15 protein-coding genes are annotated in these 15,968 nt (G+C 67.6%); 13 read left to right on the top strand and 2 right to left on the bottom strand.

Annotated features, from left to right (window positions below; translation table 11 throughout):
• Positions 1 to 52: 52 nt before the first annotated feature.
• From tolQ to POS17_RS19015, 5 genes are all read left to right on the top strand, one after another.
• Positions 53 to 763 carry a protein TolQ gene (tolQ, locus tag POS17_RS19035; RefSeq protein ID WP_060840013.1) on the top strand — a complete coding sequence of 237 codons (711 nt, stop codon included), beginning with the start codon at positions 53 to 55 and terminating at the stop codon, positions 761 to 763.
• Between the two features lie 16 nt (positions 764 to 779).
• Positions 780 to 1,226 carry a protein TolR gene (gene tolR / locus POS17_RS19030; protein WP_060840012.1) on the top strand — a complete coding sequence of 149 codons (447 nt, stop codon included), beginning with the start codon at positions 780 to 782 and terminating at the stop codon, positions 1,224 to 1,226.
• Positions 1,223 to 2,038, top strand: coding sequence for an energy transducer TonB (locus POS17_RS19025; protein ID WP_060840011.1), 816 nt, complete (start codon positions 1,223 to 1,225; stop codon positions 2,036 to 2,038). Before tolR ends, POS17_RS19025 begins: the two co-directional genes overlap by 4 nt.
• Before the next feature lie 162 nt (positions 2,039 to 2,200).
• Positions 2,201 to 3,088, top strand: a complete 888-nt coding sequence (locus tag POS17_RS19020) for a Dyp-type peroxidase (RefSeq protein ID WP_060840010.1) — start codon at positions 2,201 to 2,203, stop codon at positions 3,086 to 3,088.
• 17 nt (positions 3,089 to 3,105) lie between these two features.
• Complete coding sequence (locus tag POS17_RS19015; RefSeq protein WP_173655950.1) at positions 3,106 to 4,074, top strand: Gfo/Idh/MocA family protein; 969 nt, start codon at positions 3,106 to 3,108, stop codon at positions 4,072 to 4,074.
• 330 nt (positions 4,075 to 4,404) lie between these two features.
• Here POS17_RS19015 and POS17_RS19010 read toward each other — a convergent pair whose 3' ends face one another.
• Both POS17_RS19010 and POS17_RS19005 read right to left on the bottom strand, forming a co-directional pair.
• Positions 4,405 to 5,142, bottom strand: coding sequence for a TorF family putative porin (locus tag POS17_RS19010; RefSeq protein ID WP_060840008.1), 738 nt, complete (start codon positions 5,140 to 5,142; stop codon positions 4,405 to 4,407).
• Positions 5,143 to 5,244: 102 nt separating this feature from the next.
• Complete coding sequence (locus POS17_RS19005; RefSeq protein ID WP_060840007.1) at positions 5,245 to 6,987, bottom strand: amidohydrolase; 1,743 nt, start codon at positions 6,985 to 6,987, stop codon at positions 5,245 to 5,247.
• A 103-nt stretch (positions 6,988 to 7,090) separates the two neighbouring features.
• On the opposite strand from POS17_RS19005, the gene POS17_RS19000 reads away from it, so the two are divergent.
• From POS17_RS19000 to POS17_RS18965, 8 genes are all read left to right on the top strand, one after another.
• Entirely contained in the window at positions 7,091 to 8,008 is a 918-nt protein-coding gene (locus POS17_RS19000) for a LysR family transcriptional regulator (RefSeq protein WP_060840006.1), read from the top strand.
• A 38-nt stretch (positions 8,009 to 8,046) separates the two neighbouring features.
• Positions 8,047 to 8,664 (top strand): transcriptional repressor LexA, encoded by a 618-nt coding sequence (lexA, locus tag POS17_RS18995; RefSeq protein ID WP_060840005.1) that lies wholly within the window; start codon positions 8,047 to 8,049, stop codon positions 8,662 to 8,664.
• Positions 8,664 to 9,281 (top strand): translesion DNA synthesis-associated protein ImuA, encoded by a 618-nt coding sequence (imuA, locus tag POS17_RS18990; RefSeq protein ID WP_060840004.1) that lies wholly within the window; start codon positions 8,664 to 8,666, stop codon positions 9,279 to 9,281. The genes lexA and imuA overlap by 1 nt, the downstream gene beginning before the upstream one ends.
• Positions 9,282 to 9,288: 7 nt before the next feature.
• Positions 9,289 to 10,704, top strand: a complete 1,416-nt coding sequence (locus POS17_RS18985; protein WP_060840003.1) for a Y-family DNA polymerase — start codon at positions 9,289 to 9,291, stop codon at positions 10,702 to 10,704.
• Complete coding sequence (locus POS17_RS18980) at positions 10,701 to 13,781, top strand: error-prone DNA polymerase (protein WP_060840002.1); 3,081 nt, start codon at positions 10,701 to 10,703, stop codon at positions 13,779 to 13,781. Before POS17_RS18985 ends, POS17_RS18980 begins: the two co-directional genes overlap by 4 nt.
• A gap of 347 nt (positions 13,782 to 14,128) precedes the next feature.
• Positions 14,129 to 14,788 (top strand): CsgG/HfaB family protein, encoded by a 660-nt coding sequence (locus tag POS17_RS18975; RefSeq protein ID WP_162492856.1) that lies wholly within the window; start codon positions 14,129 to 14,131, stop codon positions 14,786 to 14,788.
• A 28-nt stretch (positions 14,789 to 14,816) separates the two neighbouring features.
• Positions 14,817 to 15,188, top strand: a complete 372-nt coding sequence (locus tag POS17_RS18970) for a DUF4810 domain-containing protein (RefSeq protein ID WP_060840000.1) — start codon at positions 14,817 to 14,819, stop codon at positions 15,186 to 15,188.
• Complete coding sequence (locus POS17_RS18965; protein WP_060839999.1) at positions 15,185 to 15,844, top strand: DUF799 domain-containing protein; 660 nt, start codon at positions 15,185 to 15,187, stop codon at positions 15,842 to 15,844. Before POS17_RS18970 ends, POS17_RS18965 begins: the two co-directional genes overlap by 4 nt.
• Positions 15,845 to 15,968 lie beyond the last annotated feature (124 nt).

Here is a 15,968-nt window from a genome sequence, read left to right as displayed (position 1 = left end):
GCCCCGCCGGCACGGCTCAGGCCCCGGCGGGCACCCGCGAAGGAGTTTCACCATGCAAGCCACACTCGAACACATGAGCATCTGGGGGCTGATCAGCGATGCCAGCCTGTTGGTCAAGGCGGTGATGCTGACCCTGCTCCTGGCATCCCTGCTCAGCTGGTACCTGATCATCCAGCGCGGCGCCGTGCTGCGCGGCCGTGAGCGCCGTTGCAACGCGTTCATCCAGCGCTTTCGCGACGCCCCCGAACTCTTGCCGCTGTACCGCGAAGTGGCCCGCAAGGCCGACGGCGAAGGCGGCGTGGAGCCGATCTTTGTCGCCGGCTATGAGGAATTCGGCCACCTGCACGGCGCGGCCGGCGGCGCCGCTGAAGGCGTGCTGGAGGGCGTGGAGCGGGCCTTGTACGTGGCCATCAGCGAGCAGGAAACCCGCCTGGAAAAGGGCCTGCAGTTTCTTGCCACCGTGGGCTCGGTCAGCCCCTATATCGGCCTGTTTGGCACCGTGTGGGGGATCATGAACTCCTTCCTCGGCCTGTCCCAGGTGCAGCAGGCGACCCTGTCCACCGTGGCCCCGGGCATCGCCGAGGCGCTGATCGCCACCGCCATCGGCCTGTTCGCGGCGATTCCCGCGGTGATCGCCTACAACCGCTTCTCGGCCCGCAGCCAGACCCTGCTGACCCGCTACTACGCCTTTGGCAACGAACTGCAGGTGCGCCTGCACCGCACCTTGCAGGGCACCCCGAGCCACCTGGCCGTGGCCGCCTGAGAGAAGGAGCAAGCCGATGTTAGTCAGGCCGCAACGCAAGCACGGACCCAAGGCGGAAATGAACGTGGTGCCCTACATCGACGTGATGCTGGTGCTGCTGGTGATCTTCATGGTCACCGCGCCGATGCTCACCCAGGGGGTGAAGATCCAATTGCCCAAGGTCGCCAGCCAGGCCCTGGCCACCGACAGCCGCCAGCAGATCCTCACCCTGTCGGTGAAGGCCGAGGGCGGCTACTACTGGAACCTGGGCAGCGAACTCGACACCCGGCACCAGACCGACAGCGCCGTGGACCTGGAGCAGATGCGCGCCAAGGTGGCCCAGGTGATTGCCCAGCGCGGCGACACCCAGGTGTACATCCGTGCCGACCAGGACGCCGCCTACGCCAGCGTGGTGGCGGCCATGGCCGCGTTGCAGCAGGGCGGGGTGCACAACCTGGGGCTGGTGACCGAGGCCCCGCAATGACGGCGATGATCATCCACAGCCCCACAGTGCTGCCCATGGGGCCCGAAGCCTCCGGCTTCTGGCGCAACAGCCTGGCGGCGACCCTGGCCCTGGCCCTGCACGCCGGGGTGCTGGCGGCGCTGGTGCTGGGCTGGTCGGTGGACAAACCCCAGGTCGAGGCCCCGGCGGTGCTGACCACCCAACTGGTGATGCTGGCGCCTCCCGCCGCCCCCGCCGAACCCCTGCCGGCGGTGGCCGAGGTGGCACCGCCACCACCGCCCGCGCCAGCGGCTCCGCCGCCGCCGAGTCGACCCCAGGTGGACCCCCAGATGCAGGCGCAGAAGCTGGAACAGGCGGCCCTGGCGCGCAAGCGTGTGGACGACAAGAAACGTGAGCAGGCGCAGGAGCAGCAACGCCAGCAGCGCGAGCGCCTGGACGCCGAACAGCGCCAGCGCGACGCCGAGCAACGCCTGGCCCAGGAACAAGCCCAGGCCCAGCGCGCCGAACAGTCGCGGCTGGCCGCCGAGCGCGCGCGCCAGCAGGCGGCCCAGGCCGCCGCCGACAGCCGCCAGTACCAGCCCCTGAGCAAGGAGGCCCCGGACTACCCGCAGCGAGCCCTGGACAAGAACCTGGAAGGCGACTGCACCGTGGAATACAGCGTCAACCCCCAGGGCCGGGTGGAGAACCCCAAGGTCATCGACGGCTGCCACCCGCTGTTCATGCGCCCATCCCTGGCGGCGGTGGCGACCTTCCGCTACCAGCCTCGGCTGATTGACGGTCGGGCGGTGACGGTGCCGGCGGTGCGCAACACCTTTCACTATCGGATCCACTAGGGGCGCCCCGGCTTCGCCCGCCAGCGGCTGCCGGGCGGGCCGGGCGGCCCCTTGGCGCAGGCCGGAGCTGTGCTGTTGCCGCCGGTTGCCAATCCGTTGCGCAACGGCACTGACGCCTGCGCCGCACAGCGGTAAACTCCCCGCCTTTATTCAGGAGTTCCCATGAGTTACTACCAGCCCGGCATCCTCGCTGCACCCGTTCCGTCCCAGGCCCGTCATTTGTTCTTTGCCCTTGAGTCCCTTGAGGCGCTGCCCCAGGCCCTCGACCAGTTGCTGGCGCGGGTGGACGGCGCAACGGCGGTGGCCGGCTTTGGCGCATCGCTGGTCAAGGCCCTGGGCGCTCGGGTGCAAGGGCTCAAGGCGTTCCCGGCGCTGACCGGCGTCGGTGTCGACAACCCTTCGACCCAGCACGCGCTGTGGGTCTGGCTGCACGGTGAGGAGCGCGGCGAACTGATGCACCGCAGCAACGAGCTGGAGGCCGCGCTGGCCCCGGCCTTTCGTCTGGTCGGCATGCAGGAAGCCTTCCGCCACAAGAGCGGTCACGACCTGACCGGTTATGAAGATGGCACCGAGAACCCTCATGAAGAGGCCGCCGTGGCTGCGGCGCTGGCCGAGGGTGAAGACGGCCTGCGCGGTGGCAGCTTTGCCGCGATCCAGCAGTGGCAGCACGACTTCAAGGGCTTTGCCGCGATGCACCAGCAAGAGCGCGACCACATCATCGGCCGGCGCCTGAGCGATAACGAAGAGCTGGACGACGCGCCGGAGTCGGCCCACGTCAAGCGCACCGCCCAGGAAAGCTTCACCCCTGAGGCCTTCATGGTGCGTCGTTCGATGCCCTGGATCGAAGGTGACAAGGGCGGCCTGATGTTCCTCGCCTTCGGTCATAGCCTGAACGCCTTCGAAGTCCAGCTGCGGCGCATGAGCGGCCTGGAAGACGGCATCGTCGACGGCCTGTACCGCATGAGCCGGCCGATCACCGGTGGCTACTACTGGTGCCCGCCGCTGCACAACGGCCAGCTCGACCTGCGCGCGTTGCAAGCGGCGAAATGAGCACCGAGGCCGGGCCGCTGCGCACCGTGCGCTGGGGCATGATCGGATGCGGCAGCGTCACCGAGCGCAAGAGCGGCCCGGCCTTCTACAAGGTCCCAGGTTCAGCGCTGGTGGCGGTGATGGGCCGCCGCGCCGAGGCGGTGCGCGACTATGCCCGGCGCCACGGCATTGCCCGCTGGTACACCGATGCCCAGGCCCTGATCGACGACCCCGAGGTGGACGCGGTGTACATCGCCACGCCCCCCGACAGCCACTACGCCTACAGCCTGCAAGTGGCCGCCGCCGGCAAGCATTGCTGCGTGGAAAAACCCATGGCCCTGCATGCCGGGCAGAGCCGGGCCATGCAGCAGGCGTTCCAGCAGGCCGGGTTGCACCTGTTCGTGGCCTATTACCGGCGTTCCCTGCCGCGCTTTGCCCAGGTGCGGCAATGGCTGGCGGATGGCCGCATCGGTGAGGTCCGGCACCTGCACTGGAGCCTGAGCAAGGCCGCCTCCGAGGCAGACCGCAGCGGCGCGGCCAACTGGCGGACCGACCCACGGATTGCCGGTGGCGGATATTTCGCCGACCTGGGCAGTCATGGCCTGGACCTGTTCCAGTACCTTGTGGGCGACATCGTCGAGGTGGCCGGCATCAGCCGCCGCCAGGCCGGGCTGTATGCCGCCGAGGACGCGGTCAGCGCCAGCTGGCGCTTCGCCTGCGGGGCACTGGGCAGCGGCGCCTGGAACTTCGTCGCCGACCGCCGGGTGGACCGGGTGGAGATCATCGGCAGCCAGGGGCGCATCACCTTTTCCGTGTTCGACGAGCATCCGCTGCAACTTGAAGCCGAAGAGACCCTGAGCCTGGTCATCGAGCACCCCGAGCACATCCAGTGGCATCACGTGCAGGGCATGAACGCCCACATCCGCGGCGACGCAGTGCACCCGGCCCAGGCCTGCGAGGCGCTGAAGACCGACTGGGTCATGGATCGGATCCTGCAGCGCGGCTGAGCCAATGGCGGCGGTCTTTCGGGCCGCTTCGCCGGCAAGCCGGCTCCTGCGGGACTTGCGGGGCGCCTTGCCTGATGCCCGTCAGTTCAGGGCAAGCACTGTACCTGTGGCGAGGGAGCTTGCTCCCGCTGGGCCGCGCAGCGGCCCCAAAAATGCGACGGCTACGCCCCCGAGCGTCGGCCGCTCCCACGGGAGCAAGCTTGCGCGCCACAGGTTATGTTTCGTTCGTTCTAGCGCTTAACCGACCGGTCTCAGGTGCCTTGCCGGGGTGTTTGCTCAGGCTTTTGCAGGCCCTGGCTTGCCAGCGACGGCGGCCTTCGGGATGGGCATTCAGAAGGTCTTCTTGACGCTGGCCACCCAGGTCGCCCCGCACAGGTCGCTGAAGCCGTAGTTGCTGGTGCACTGGCTGCGAGACAGATCGGTGTCGATGTAGCTCAGGCCCAGTTCCAGCCCGGCAAGGTCCCGGGTCAGTTTGGCCTCCCATTCGTGGTAGCTGTCCTCGCCCTGGCCCGAGGCGCGGATCAGCCGCGGGTCCTTGAAGTCCATCTGGCCGTAGCGCAGGTGCAGCCCCAGGTCCAGCGGCAGTCGAGTCTCGTAGCCGAGGTAGCGGTACAGGGTGCTCTGCTGGCTGTCGATGCCGGGGGCATCGTCGGAGTAATAGGCCGCCAGCTTGACTCCGTAGACGCTGAGAATGCCGTACACCTCGCTCTGGTTTAACCCGGCTTCCCGGGGGTAGCTGTACTTCAGGTAGCCCAGGTCCAGGCTCAGGTCCTCGCTGGCCTGCCACAGCCAGCCGCCGTAGTAGTCGAGTTCCTGGCGGGTCTTCAGGCCGCCGCCGAAATCGACATTGGAGCTCCAGGTGCCCAGGTATAGGCCGCTGCTGTGCAGCAGGGTCGCGGCCGCCTGGGCCGCGGGGTCGTTCTGGGTCTGGGAGATGCCGCGGGTGCGGTAGTCGCTGGCCAGGGTCAGCTCCAGTTCCACGGCCAGGTCGTCGGTCAGGGGCAGGGCGTGGCCGGCCTGCGGCAGCAGGCACACGGCGCCCAGGGTGAGCAGGCTGAGGGTCTTCATGGTTTTCCCGTTGTTGTGATTGTTATGGGGGGAGCGGGCAAGGCGGCGCCGTGCCCCGGCGTCACCAGGGCGCGGGGCGGGCGGTGTAACGGTGGGGCGGGGTCAGAGTGGGCGGCTGTAGACCTCGCGGCCGGCGAACCAGGTCTGCAGCACCTGGGTTTCATGCAGGGCCTTTTCGTCCACGGCAAACACGTCGCGGTCGAGGACGATGAAGTCGGCCTGCTTGCCGGCGGTCAGCGAGCCGATCTGCTGCTCCAGGCCCAGGGTGCGCGCGGCATTCAGGGTGTAGGCATAGAACAGGGTTTCGCGGTCCAGGCGTTCGTCGGCGTTGAGCACCCCCAGTGGCCCCTGGCGGGTGATGGCCTGGGCCATGGCGTTCCACGGGTTGGGAGACGACACCGGCCAGTCGCTGGCGCCGGCGATGGTCGCGCCCTGCTTGAGCAGCGAGTGCGCCGGGTACTGGTAGCGGAACGCCAGGGCACTGACGTAGGGCTTGATCATGTCCAGGGTGTAGTCGTCGGCCGAGGCCCAGAGCAGTTGCATCGAGGCAATCACGTTGAGCGGCTTGAAGCGGGCGAACTCCTTGGGGTTGACCATCTGCAGGTGGGTGATGGAGTGGCTGATGCCGCTCTGGCGATCCTTGCGCGCCTGCTCGATGCCGTTCAGCGACTCACGCACCGCGCGGTCGCCGATGGCGTGGATGTGCACCAGCCAGCCGCGCTGGTCGATGGCGCTGACCAGTTCGCCAAAATGCGCCGGGTCGATCAGCAGTTCGCCGTGTTTGTGGGAGTTGTTGTAGGGCTCGAGCATCGCCGCGCTCTGGGCCGGGTATTCGATCACTCCGTCGGCGAAGATCTTGATGCCCGGCAGGGTCAGGTTGGGAATGCCCTGGAACTGCTGGCGCACCTTGTCCAGGGTGTTGAGGTCGGTGGGGCGGCTGCGGGGGTTGGCCACCAGCAATGCGGCGACGTGGGCGGTCAGCCCGTCGCTCTCGGCCAGGGCCTTGTAGGCCGGCAGCACGCCGACGGTGTGCTCGGTGGGCTTGAGGGCGAACACCGCTTCGCCGGGAGCGGCGTTGGCGGCGGGGTCCATCCAGGCGGTAATCCCCAGGCTGTTGTTGTAGTGCAGGGCCGATTGCGCGGCGCGCAGCATCTGTTCGGGGGCCGGCACCGGCATTTTCGCGGCCACCCGGTCCCAGCCGGCGTCCACCAGGAAACCGTTGGGGCGGCCGTCGGGCAGTTGGCCAATGGTGCTGCACTCGGCCTCGGGCAGGCTGTTGAGCAGGGCCGCGTCGATTCCGGCGCGCTGGAGCATGAAGTCATTGGCCCAGGCGGTATGGTGATCGCTGCCGGTGAATACCACCGGTACGCTGGCCCATTCACCCTGGTTGAAACGCTGGCCCAGGGCCTGGGCCTGGGCCCAGTAGGCCGAGCTCATGCCGGCGATACTGAGCACGTCGGCATGCCGGGCGCTGCCGTCGTCACGCCAGGCGCGCAGGCGTTTTTCCAGTTCGTCGAGGCTGACCACCTCGTCCTGCAGGTTGGCGCTGGTCATTTCCAGGCCACCGAAGATCGCGTGGGAGTGGGTGTCGATCAGGCCCGGCATCAGGGTCTTGCCCCCCAGATCGACGACCCGGGTGTGGCTGTCGATCAGTGCCTTGATCTGCGCATCGCTGCCGGTTTGCAGAACCTTGCCGTTTTCCACCGCCAGGGCCTGGACCTTGGGCTGGGCGCGGTCGGCGGTGAAGATCTGGCCGTTGAACAGCACCAGATCGGCGGCAGCCATGGCTTCCAATGAGGCAAAACTCATGGCGACCAGCAGCAGCGTAGGGGTCAATTTTTTCATTGAACATTTCCTTGTTATTACGTCTGATCGCCAGATTAGGGGCTGCCCGTAGCGGGCAGAACGGCCGATTCACGAAAAACATTTTTGCCTGAATGGAAAAACCATGGACAAGTGGAATGCCTTGAAGATGTTCGTAGTCACCGCTCAGCTGGGCAGTTTCAGTCGGGCGGCGGAGCAGTTGGGCAAGACCCCGTCGGCCCTGACCAAGGCGGTCAACCACCTGGAGGCGGAGCTGGGTTCGCGCTTGTTCGAGCGCAGTACCCGGCGCATCGTGCTCACCGAAATCGGCCGGCTCTACCTGGAGACCGCGCGCCAGGTGCTGCAGCGAATGGAGGAGGTGGGCGAGGAGGTGGAACAGTTGCAGCACGGTCTGCGCGGCAACCTCAAGGTCACCGCGCCGCTGGCCTACGGTCAGGCGTTTCTCGATCAGGTGTGTGGCGGGTTTCTTGAACAGTACCCGCAGATCAATCTGCAAGTGGACCTGTGCGACGAGTTCGTCAACCTGCTGGAAAGCGGCTACGACCTGGCCCTGCGCGAAGGCCATGACGACCTGCCGGGGCTGATTGCCCGGGTGGTCGGGAGCAACCGCCTGGCCCTGTGCGCCAGCCCGGCCTACCTGGCGCGCAAGGGCCGGCCGGTGAATCCTCAGACCCTGGAGGAGCATGAATGGCTGCTGTATCGCCACCCCTTGCTCAGCCGGGAATTCTGGTGGGTCGAGCGCGACGGCCACCGCCTGAGCCTGCCCCAGTCCCAGGCGCCACGCCTGCGCAGTGACAATTACGACCTGCTGCTGGCCAATGCCCTGGCCGGGCGCGGCCTGCTACACACGCCGCTGTGGAGTGCCGCGCCGTACCTGGCTGATGGGCGCCTGGTGCGGGTGATGGCCGATTACGCGATCGACCCCGACAGCTTCGGGCCGCACATCCTCGCGGTCTACCCCAGTCACCGGCGGGCGACTGCCAAGGTGCAGGCGTTCATCGACTATGTCGGCGGCTTTCTGGCCCACCATGGCCTGGACTGATTGGCGGTTCTTGTCAGATAAATCCGAGAGGAGTACAAATGTACTCCATGACGACTTTATCCCCCCGCCGCAGTGCCATCCTGACCTTTATCCGCGAACGCATCGCCGATCATGGCCAGTCCCCAAGCCTCGCTGAAATCAGCGAGGCGTTCGGTTTCGCCTCGCGCAGCGTGGCGCGCAAGCATGTGCTGGCGCTGACCGAGGCCGGGTTCATCGAGGTCAACCCGCATCAGGCCCGGGGCATTCGCCTGCTCAATCAGCCGCGGCGCCCGGAGCTGCTGGAGATCCCGGTGCTGGGGCGGGTGGCCGCCGGTGCGCCGATTGGCGTCGATGCCGACATACACGGCCAGTTGTGGCTGGACCCGGGGATGTTCTCACGCACTCCGGATTACCTGCTGCGGGTCCAGGGCGATTCGATGATCGATGACGGCATCCTCGACGGCGATCTGGTGGCGGTGCGCCGCAGCAGCGAGGTGCGCAACGGCCAGACGGTGATCGCCCGCCTGGACGGCGAAGTGACCATCAAGCGTTTCGAGCGCAAGGGCCAGAGCATCCGCCTGCTGCCGCGCAACCCGGCCTATCAGCCGATCGAGGTCAGCGCCGACCACGAACTGTTTATCGAAGGTGTGTTCTGCGGCCTGGTGAGGCCAGGCTGATGGGCGCCGTGGTCGCACTGGATACCCTGTTCAATGGCGGACGGGTATGGAAAGGCCGCCCGGCGGCCGCGCCGGCCAGCCTGCAGCCGACGGGGCATGCCGCCTTGGATGCGGTGCTGCCCACCGGCGGCTGGCCGGAGGCGGCGCTGACGGAAATCCTCATCGCCGCCCAGGGCCTGGGGGAGCTGCAGTTGCTGTGGCCGAGCCTGGCGCGGCTGACCGCGGCGGGGGAGCGGGTGGTGCTGGTGGCGCCACCCTTCGTGCCCTATCCCCAGGCCTGGCAGAACGCCGGGGTGGATGTGCGCCAGCTGTCGATCATCCAGGCCGGGGAGCGCGATGCCTTGTGGGCCGCTGAGCAATGCCTGCGTTCCGGCAGTTGCGGCGCGGTGCTGTGCTGGCCGCAACAAGTCGACGACCGCGCCCTGCGGCGCTTGCAGGTGGCGGCGGAAAGCGGCCAGACCCTGGCTTTCGCCTACCGGCCCCTGGACGCCGCGCACAACCCGTCGCCGGCGGCCCTGAGGATCAGCGTGCAGGGTCGCCCCGTGCAGTTGCGGGTACTCAAGTGTCGGGGCGGGCTGGCCCATCCGGCCCCGATTGCCTGGCCCGCCGGGCACTGAGGTTGGCATGCGCTGGGTGTGCATTCTGTTCCCGCAATTGGCGCTGGACGCCGTGCTGCGTCAGCGCGCCGAACCCGAGGCGCCCCTGGCGCTGCTCAGTGGCACCCCGCAGCGCCGGGTGATCCAGGCGGTGAATGGCGCCGCCCGCGAGCTGGGCCTGCGCCCGGGGCAATCGCTGACCGCCGCCCAGGCCCTGACCAAGGCTTTTGCCAGCGCCGAATACGACCCCCGGCAGATCGAGCACTGGCAGCAGTTTCTCGCCGCCTGGGCCTATGGCTTCAGCTCCCAGGTCAGCGTGGCCTACCCCCGTACCCTGGTGCTGGAAATCGAGTCCAGCCTGGGCCTGTTCGGCCCCTGGCCGCAGCTGGAAGCGCGTCTGCGCCGGGAGTTGCAGGCCCTGGGCTTTCGCCATCGCATCGTCGCCGCGCCCAACCCGGCGGCGGCCCGGGTCCTGGCCAATGCCTATGACGGCTTGGCGGTGGCCGACGGCGAGGCCTTGGCCAGGGCCCTGGGGGCCATGCCCATCGAGCGCCTGGGGCTGGCCCCGGAGCAGGCCACGGCCCTGTCGCGCATGGGGGTGCGCAGCTTCCAGCAGTTGCGGGAGCTGCCCCGGCCCAGCCTGGCCCGGCGTTTTGACGGCAGCCTGCTCAAGCACCTGGATACCCTGCTCGGCGAGCGTCCGCTGGGGCTGGCGTTCTATCAGCCGCCGGACCGTTTCGACCTGCGCATCGAGCTGAATTTCGATGTGCTGTCCCATCAGGCGCTGCTGTTTCCCCTGCGCCGGCTGACTGCCGATCTGGCGGCCTTTCTCTGTGGCCGCGACAGCGGGGTGCAGCGTTTTGCCCTGCACCTGGAACATGTCGAAGGCGCCGACACCCTGATCCCGGTGGGCCTGCTCAGCGCCGAGCGCGATCCGGCGATGCTGTTTGAACTGGCCCGCGGGCGCCTGGAGCAGATCCAGGTGTCGGCGCCGGTGCGCAACCTGCGGCTGGTGGCCGAGGACCTGCCGCTGTTCGTGCCCCGGCACACGGAACTGTTCGACGAGCGCCCGCAGCAGAACCTGCCCTGGGAGCAGTTGCGCGAACGCCTGCGGGCGCGCCTGGGGGATGACGCGGTGCAGGGCCTGGGGCACCGCGCCGATCATCGACCGGAGCGCAGTTGGCAGACTCAGACTGATCCGCGCCCCTGTCCGGCCAGCCCCGGATTGCGCCGTCCTGGCTGGCTGTTCACTGAACCCCAGGCCCTGAACGAAGGCAGCGTGCGGATTCTCATGGGCCCGGAGCGCATCGAGTCCGGCTGGTGGGACGGCGCCGACGTGCGCCGCGACTACTACCTGATCGAAACCGCGGCCGGCCAGCAGGGCTGGGCCTATCGCCAGGTGGGCGAACCCGGGCCCTTGCTCCTGCAAGGCTGGTTCGCATGAGCGCCTATGCCGAGCTGCACTGCCTGTCCAACTTCAGTTTTCAGCGCGGCGCCTCCAGTGCCGCCGAGTTGTTCCAGCGCGCCACGGCCCTGGGCTACCAGGCCCTGGCGATCACCGACGAATGCACCCTGGCGGGAATCGTCCGTGCCTGGCAGGCCTCACGCGATACTGGCCTGAAGCTGATCATCGGCAGCGAAATGCAGGTCGAGGACGGCCCGCGCCTGGTGCTGCTGGTGGAGGACCTGGCGGGTTACCAGGGCCTGTGTCGGTTGATCACCCGGGCCCGGCGCCGGGCGGAGAAGGGCAGCTATCGCCTGCTGCGCGAGGACTTCGCCGAACCCTTGCCGGGGCTGCTGGCCCTGTGGCTGACGGACGATGGCCCGGCGACGGACCACAGCCACTGGCTGCGCCAGATATTCCCCGAGCGCCTATGGCTGGCGCTGGAACTGCATTGCGGCCAGGACGATGCCCGGCACCTGCAACAGCGGCTGGCCCTGGCCCGGCAACTGGGGCTGCCGGCCGTGGCCTGTGGCGATGTGCACATGCACGTGCGCGGGCGCCGGGCCTTGCAGGACACCATGACCGCGATCCGCCATCACCTGCCGGTGGCCGAGGCCGGGCAGCGCCTGTTCGCCAACGGTGAGCGTCACCTGCGCCCCATCGAGGTGCTGCAAGGCCTGTACCCGCAGGCCTTGCTCGACGAATCGCTGGCCATCGCCGGACGCTGCACTTTCGACCTCGGCCAGTTGCGCTACCAATACCCCCGGGAGCTGGTGCCCGACGGCCATGACGCCGGCTCCTGGCTGCGGGTGCTGACCCAGCGCGGCATTCTGCGGCGCTGGCCCGGTGGAGCCCGGGCCGAGGTGCTGCAGCAGATCGAGCATGAGCTGACGTTGATCAGCGACCTGGGCTACGAGAGCTACTTTCTTACCGTGCACGACATCGTCGATTTTGCCCGGCGCCAGCACATTCTCTGCCAGGGCCGGGGTTCGGCGGCCAACTCGGTGGTGTGTTTCGTCCTCGGCATCACCGAGATCGACCCGGATCGCTCGACCCTGCTGTTCGAGCGCTTCTTGTCGCGGGAACGCAACGAGCCGCCGGACATCGACGTCGATTTCGAGCACGAGCGCCGCGAAGAGGTGCTGCAGTACGTGTTCCAGCGTTACGGCCGGCACCGCGCGGCGCTGACCGCGGTGGTCAGCACCTACCACGGCGCCGGGGCGGTGCGCGATGTGGCCAAGGCCCTGGGCTTGCCGCCGGATCAGGTCAACGCCCTGGCCGACTGCTGCGGCCACTGGAGCGATACGCCGCCCAGTGTCGAGCGTCTGCAGGAGGCCGGCTTCGACCCCGAGAGCCCGGTGCTGCGCCGGGTCCTGAGCCTGACCGGGCAATTGATCGGCTTTCCCCGGCACCTGTCCCAGCACCCCGGCGGCTTCGTGATTTCCGAGCAGCCCCTGGACCATCTGGTGCCGGTGGAAAACGCGAGCATGGCCGAGCGCACGGTGATCCAGTGGGACAAGGACGACCTGGACATGGTCGGCCTGCTCAAGGTGGACATCCTTGCCCTGGGCATGCTCAGCGCCATCCGCCGCTGTTTCGACCTGATCCACGGCTATCGCGGACAGCGCTACAGCCTCACCAGCATTCCGGCCGAAGACCCGGCCACTTACCAGATGATCGGTCGCGCCGACACCATTGGTGTGTTCCAGATCGAGTCCCGGGCGCAGATGTCGATGCTGCCCCGGCTCAAGCCGCAGAACTTCTATGACCTGGTGATCGAGGTGGCCATCGTCCGCCCTGGGCCGATCCAGGGCGGCATGGTCCATCCCTACCTGCGTCGGCGTAACCGTGAAGAGCCGGAGACGTATCCGTCGCCGAAGTTGGAAGCGGTGCTCAAGCGCACTCTGGGCGTGCCGCTGTTTCAGGAACAGGTGATGCAGATCGCCATTGTCGCCGCCGACTACACCCCGGGCGAGGCCGACCAGTTGCGCCGCTCCATGGCCGCCTGGAAGCGCCACGGCGGCCTGGAGCCGCACCGCGAACGGCTGCGCCAGGGCATGCGCAAGAACGGCTACAGCGACGAGTTCGCGGCGCAGATCTTCGAGCAGATCAAGGGCTTTGGCAGCTACGGCTTTCCCGAGTCCCATGCCGCCAGCTTTGCCTTGCTGACCTACGCCAGCTGCTGGCTCAAGTGCCATGAGCCGGCGGCCTTCGCCTGCGCCCTGATCAACAGCTGGCCCATGGGCTTCTACAGCCCGGACCAGATCCTCCAGGATGCCCGGCGCCACGGTTTGCAGATTTTGCCGGTGGAGGTGAGCGCCAGTGACTGGGACTGCAGTCTGGACGCTGGACAGGGCCTGTCCGGGCAGCCGGCCTTGCGCCTGGGGCTGCGCATGATCAAGGGCTTTCGCCAGGAGGACGGCCTGCGCATCGAAAGCGCTCGCCGGCAGCGGACCTTTGCCGACATTGCCGACCTGGCCGAGCGGGCCCGGCTGGATGTCCGGGCCCAGGAGCTGCTGGCGGACGCCGGCGCCCTGCGGGCGCTGGCTGGGGATCGCTACCGGGCGCGCTGGGAAGTGGCCGGGGTGGAGAAGCAACTGGGGCTGTTCGCCGATCTGCCACGCCAGGAGGAGGCTCCGGTGAACCTGCCCCGGCCGAGTGTCGGTGAAGACCTGCAGGCCGATTACCACAGCCTTGGCACCACCCTGGGGCCCCATCCTCTGGCGTTGCTGCGTGCGCAGCTCAAGGCCCGGCGCTGCCGCAGTTCCCGCGAGTTGCTGGCGGTGGAGCACGGGCGTTCGGTGAGCGTGGCCGGGCTGGTCACCGGGCGCCAGCGCCCGGGCACCGCCAGCGGGGTGACCTTCGTCACCCTGGAAGACGAGTTCGGCAACGTCAACGTGGTGGTCTGGCGCGATCTGGCCGAGCGCCAGCGTCGGGTGCTGGTGGGGGCGCAGTTGCTCAAGGTCGACGGCACCCTGGAGACCGAGGGCGAAGTGCGCCACCTGATTGCCGGACGCCTGACGGATCTGAGCCCGTTGCTGGCTGGCATCAGCGTGCGCAGTCGGGACTTTCGCTGACTGCCGCCGAGCCACTGGCGGTCTCAAGATTTTGCGTCTCCTGCGTCGGAATGCCGCCCAAGCCGTTCGCAGCCTGCGGCAGCGGCTACACAGCTACCGGCCCCGAGGCTTTGCGAGCGGAGACAGGTGGACGCTGATGATTTTTTATTCCTTTTCGGCATGGTGGCGCTTTGGCATAATCGCCGCCGATGATGCCCCCTGCATCAAGTTTCAGAACGTCCCGCCGATGCTTTTTCAGCCCCCACAGACTGGGGCCAGAGGCTTACGGCAGGGCGAAAGTGCATCGAGACGGTGCACCCAAATGGATACTCAAAAAGGAACCTAGAGTGAGAGTGATCTCGAAGTTGATGTTGTCCGGCGCAGCACTGGCGGTGCTGACGGGCATGAGCGGTTGTGCCACTGAAAGCTCCCGTGCCTTGCCGGTGGAGAAGGTCCAGAGCGCCAGCCAGGTGTGGACCGGGGCCCGGGTGCCGATGGCGGTGGGCAAGTTCGATAACCGCTCCAGCTACATGCGCGGGATTTTCTCCGACGGCGTCGACCGCCTCGGCGGCCAGGCCAAGACCATCCTCATCACCCACCTGCAGCAGACCAACCGGTTCAACGTGCTGGACCGCGACAACATGGGCGAGATCCAGCAGGAAGCGGCGATCAAGGGCCAGGCGCAGAAGCTCAAGGGCGCGGATTTCGTGGTCACCGGCGACGTCACCGAGTTCGGCCGCAAGGAAACCGGCGACCATCAGCTGTTCGGCATTCTCGGCCGCGGCAAGACCCAGGTGGCCTACGCCAAGGTGGCGTTGAACATCGTCAATATCAGCACCTCCGAAGTGGTCTATTCGACCCAGGGTGCCGGCGAGTACGCCCTGTCCAACCGTGAAGTGATCGGCTTCGGCGGCACCGCTTCCTACGACTCGACCCTCAACGGCAAGGTGCTGGACCTGGCCATGCGCGAGGCGGTCAACCGCATGGTCGAAGCCATCGATGCCGGGGCCTGGAAACCCGGCCGCTGATCAATACTGCTAACAGGGAGATGTAAGCATGTTCAAGACCTTCACCGTGCGGCCACTGCTGGCCGGCGCCTTGCTGGGCAGCGTTTTGCTGGCCGGCTGCAGCGGGCCGAAGACGCTGTACCAGTGGGAAACCTACCAGGCCCAGACCTACGAATACTTCAAGGGCGAGGAAGCCCGCGAAGCCCAGGTCGAGGCGCTGGAGCGCGACCTGCAGAAGATCAAGTCCACCGGCAAGGCCGTGCCGCCGGGTTACCACGCGCACCTGGGCATGCTCTACGCGGGCCTGGGCAAGGATGACCAGATGGTGCAGCAGTTCAATACCGAGAAGGCGCTGTTCCCCGAGTCCGCCTCGTACATGGACTTTCTGTTGAAGAACGCCAAGCAGGGAGCCGCTCAATGAACTTCACCACCTTGCGCAACCTCCTGGGCCTGTTGAGCGTCAGCCTGCTGGTGGGCTGCGCCGCGCCCAAGACCGTGGACTACTCGGCCTACAAGCAGGCCCGGCCGAAGTCGATCCTGGTGCTGCCGCCGCTCAATGAATCGCCGGACGTCAAGGCCACCTACAGCATGCTGTCCCAGGTGACCTTTCCCCTGGCCGAAGCCGGTTACTACGTGATGCCGATTGCCGTGGTGGATGAAACCTTCCGCCACAACGGCCTGACCAACCCGGCGGACATCCATGGCCTGTCGCCGGCCAAGCTCAACGAGATCTTCGGCGCCGACGCCGGGCTGTACATCACGGTCAAGGAATACGGCACCAGCTACATGCTGATCAGCAGCGAGACGGTGGTCACCGCCAGCGCCACCCTGGTCGATCTCAAGACCGGCACCACCCTGTGGACCGGCAGCGCCCGGGCTTCCAGCGAGGAAGGCAACAACGGCAACAACGGTGGCCTGGTGGGCATGCTGATCACCGCCGCGGTGAAGCAGATCATCAACACCACCACCGACGCCGGGCACCCGATCGCCGGCATCACCAGCCAGCGCCTGCTGTCGGCCGGGCAACGCACTGGCCTGCTGTACGGTCCGCGCTCGCCGAAATACGGCACCGACTGAGGTCCTGGCGGGCGGGCAATCCGCCTGTGGCCGGGAGGGCGCCTGCGGGCGTCCTCCCGGATCGGACGGCATCGCCTATCCTGTTGTTTCAGGCCCGCCCCGGGTCGGTTCAACGGGGCCGCGG

It is taken from the genome of Pseudomonas sp. Os17 (genome assembly GCF_001547895.1).
Lineage (GTDB): Bacteria > Pseudomonadota > Gammaproteobacteria > Pseudomonadales > Pseudomonadaceae > Aquipseudomonas.
The sequence above is the reverse complement of the archived record's forward strand: the minus strand, read 5'-3'. Positions and strand labels throughout refer to the sequence as shown.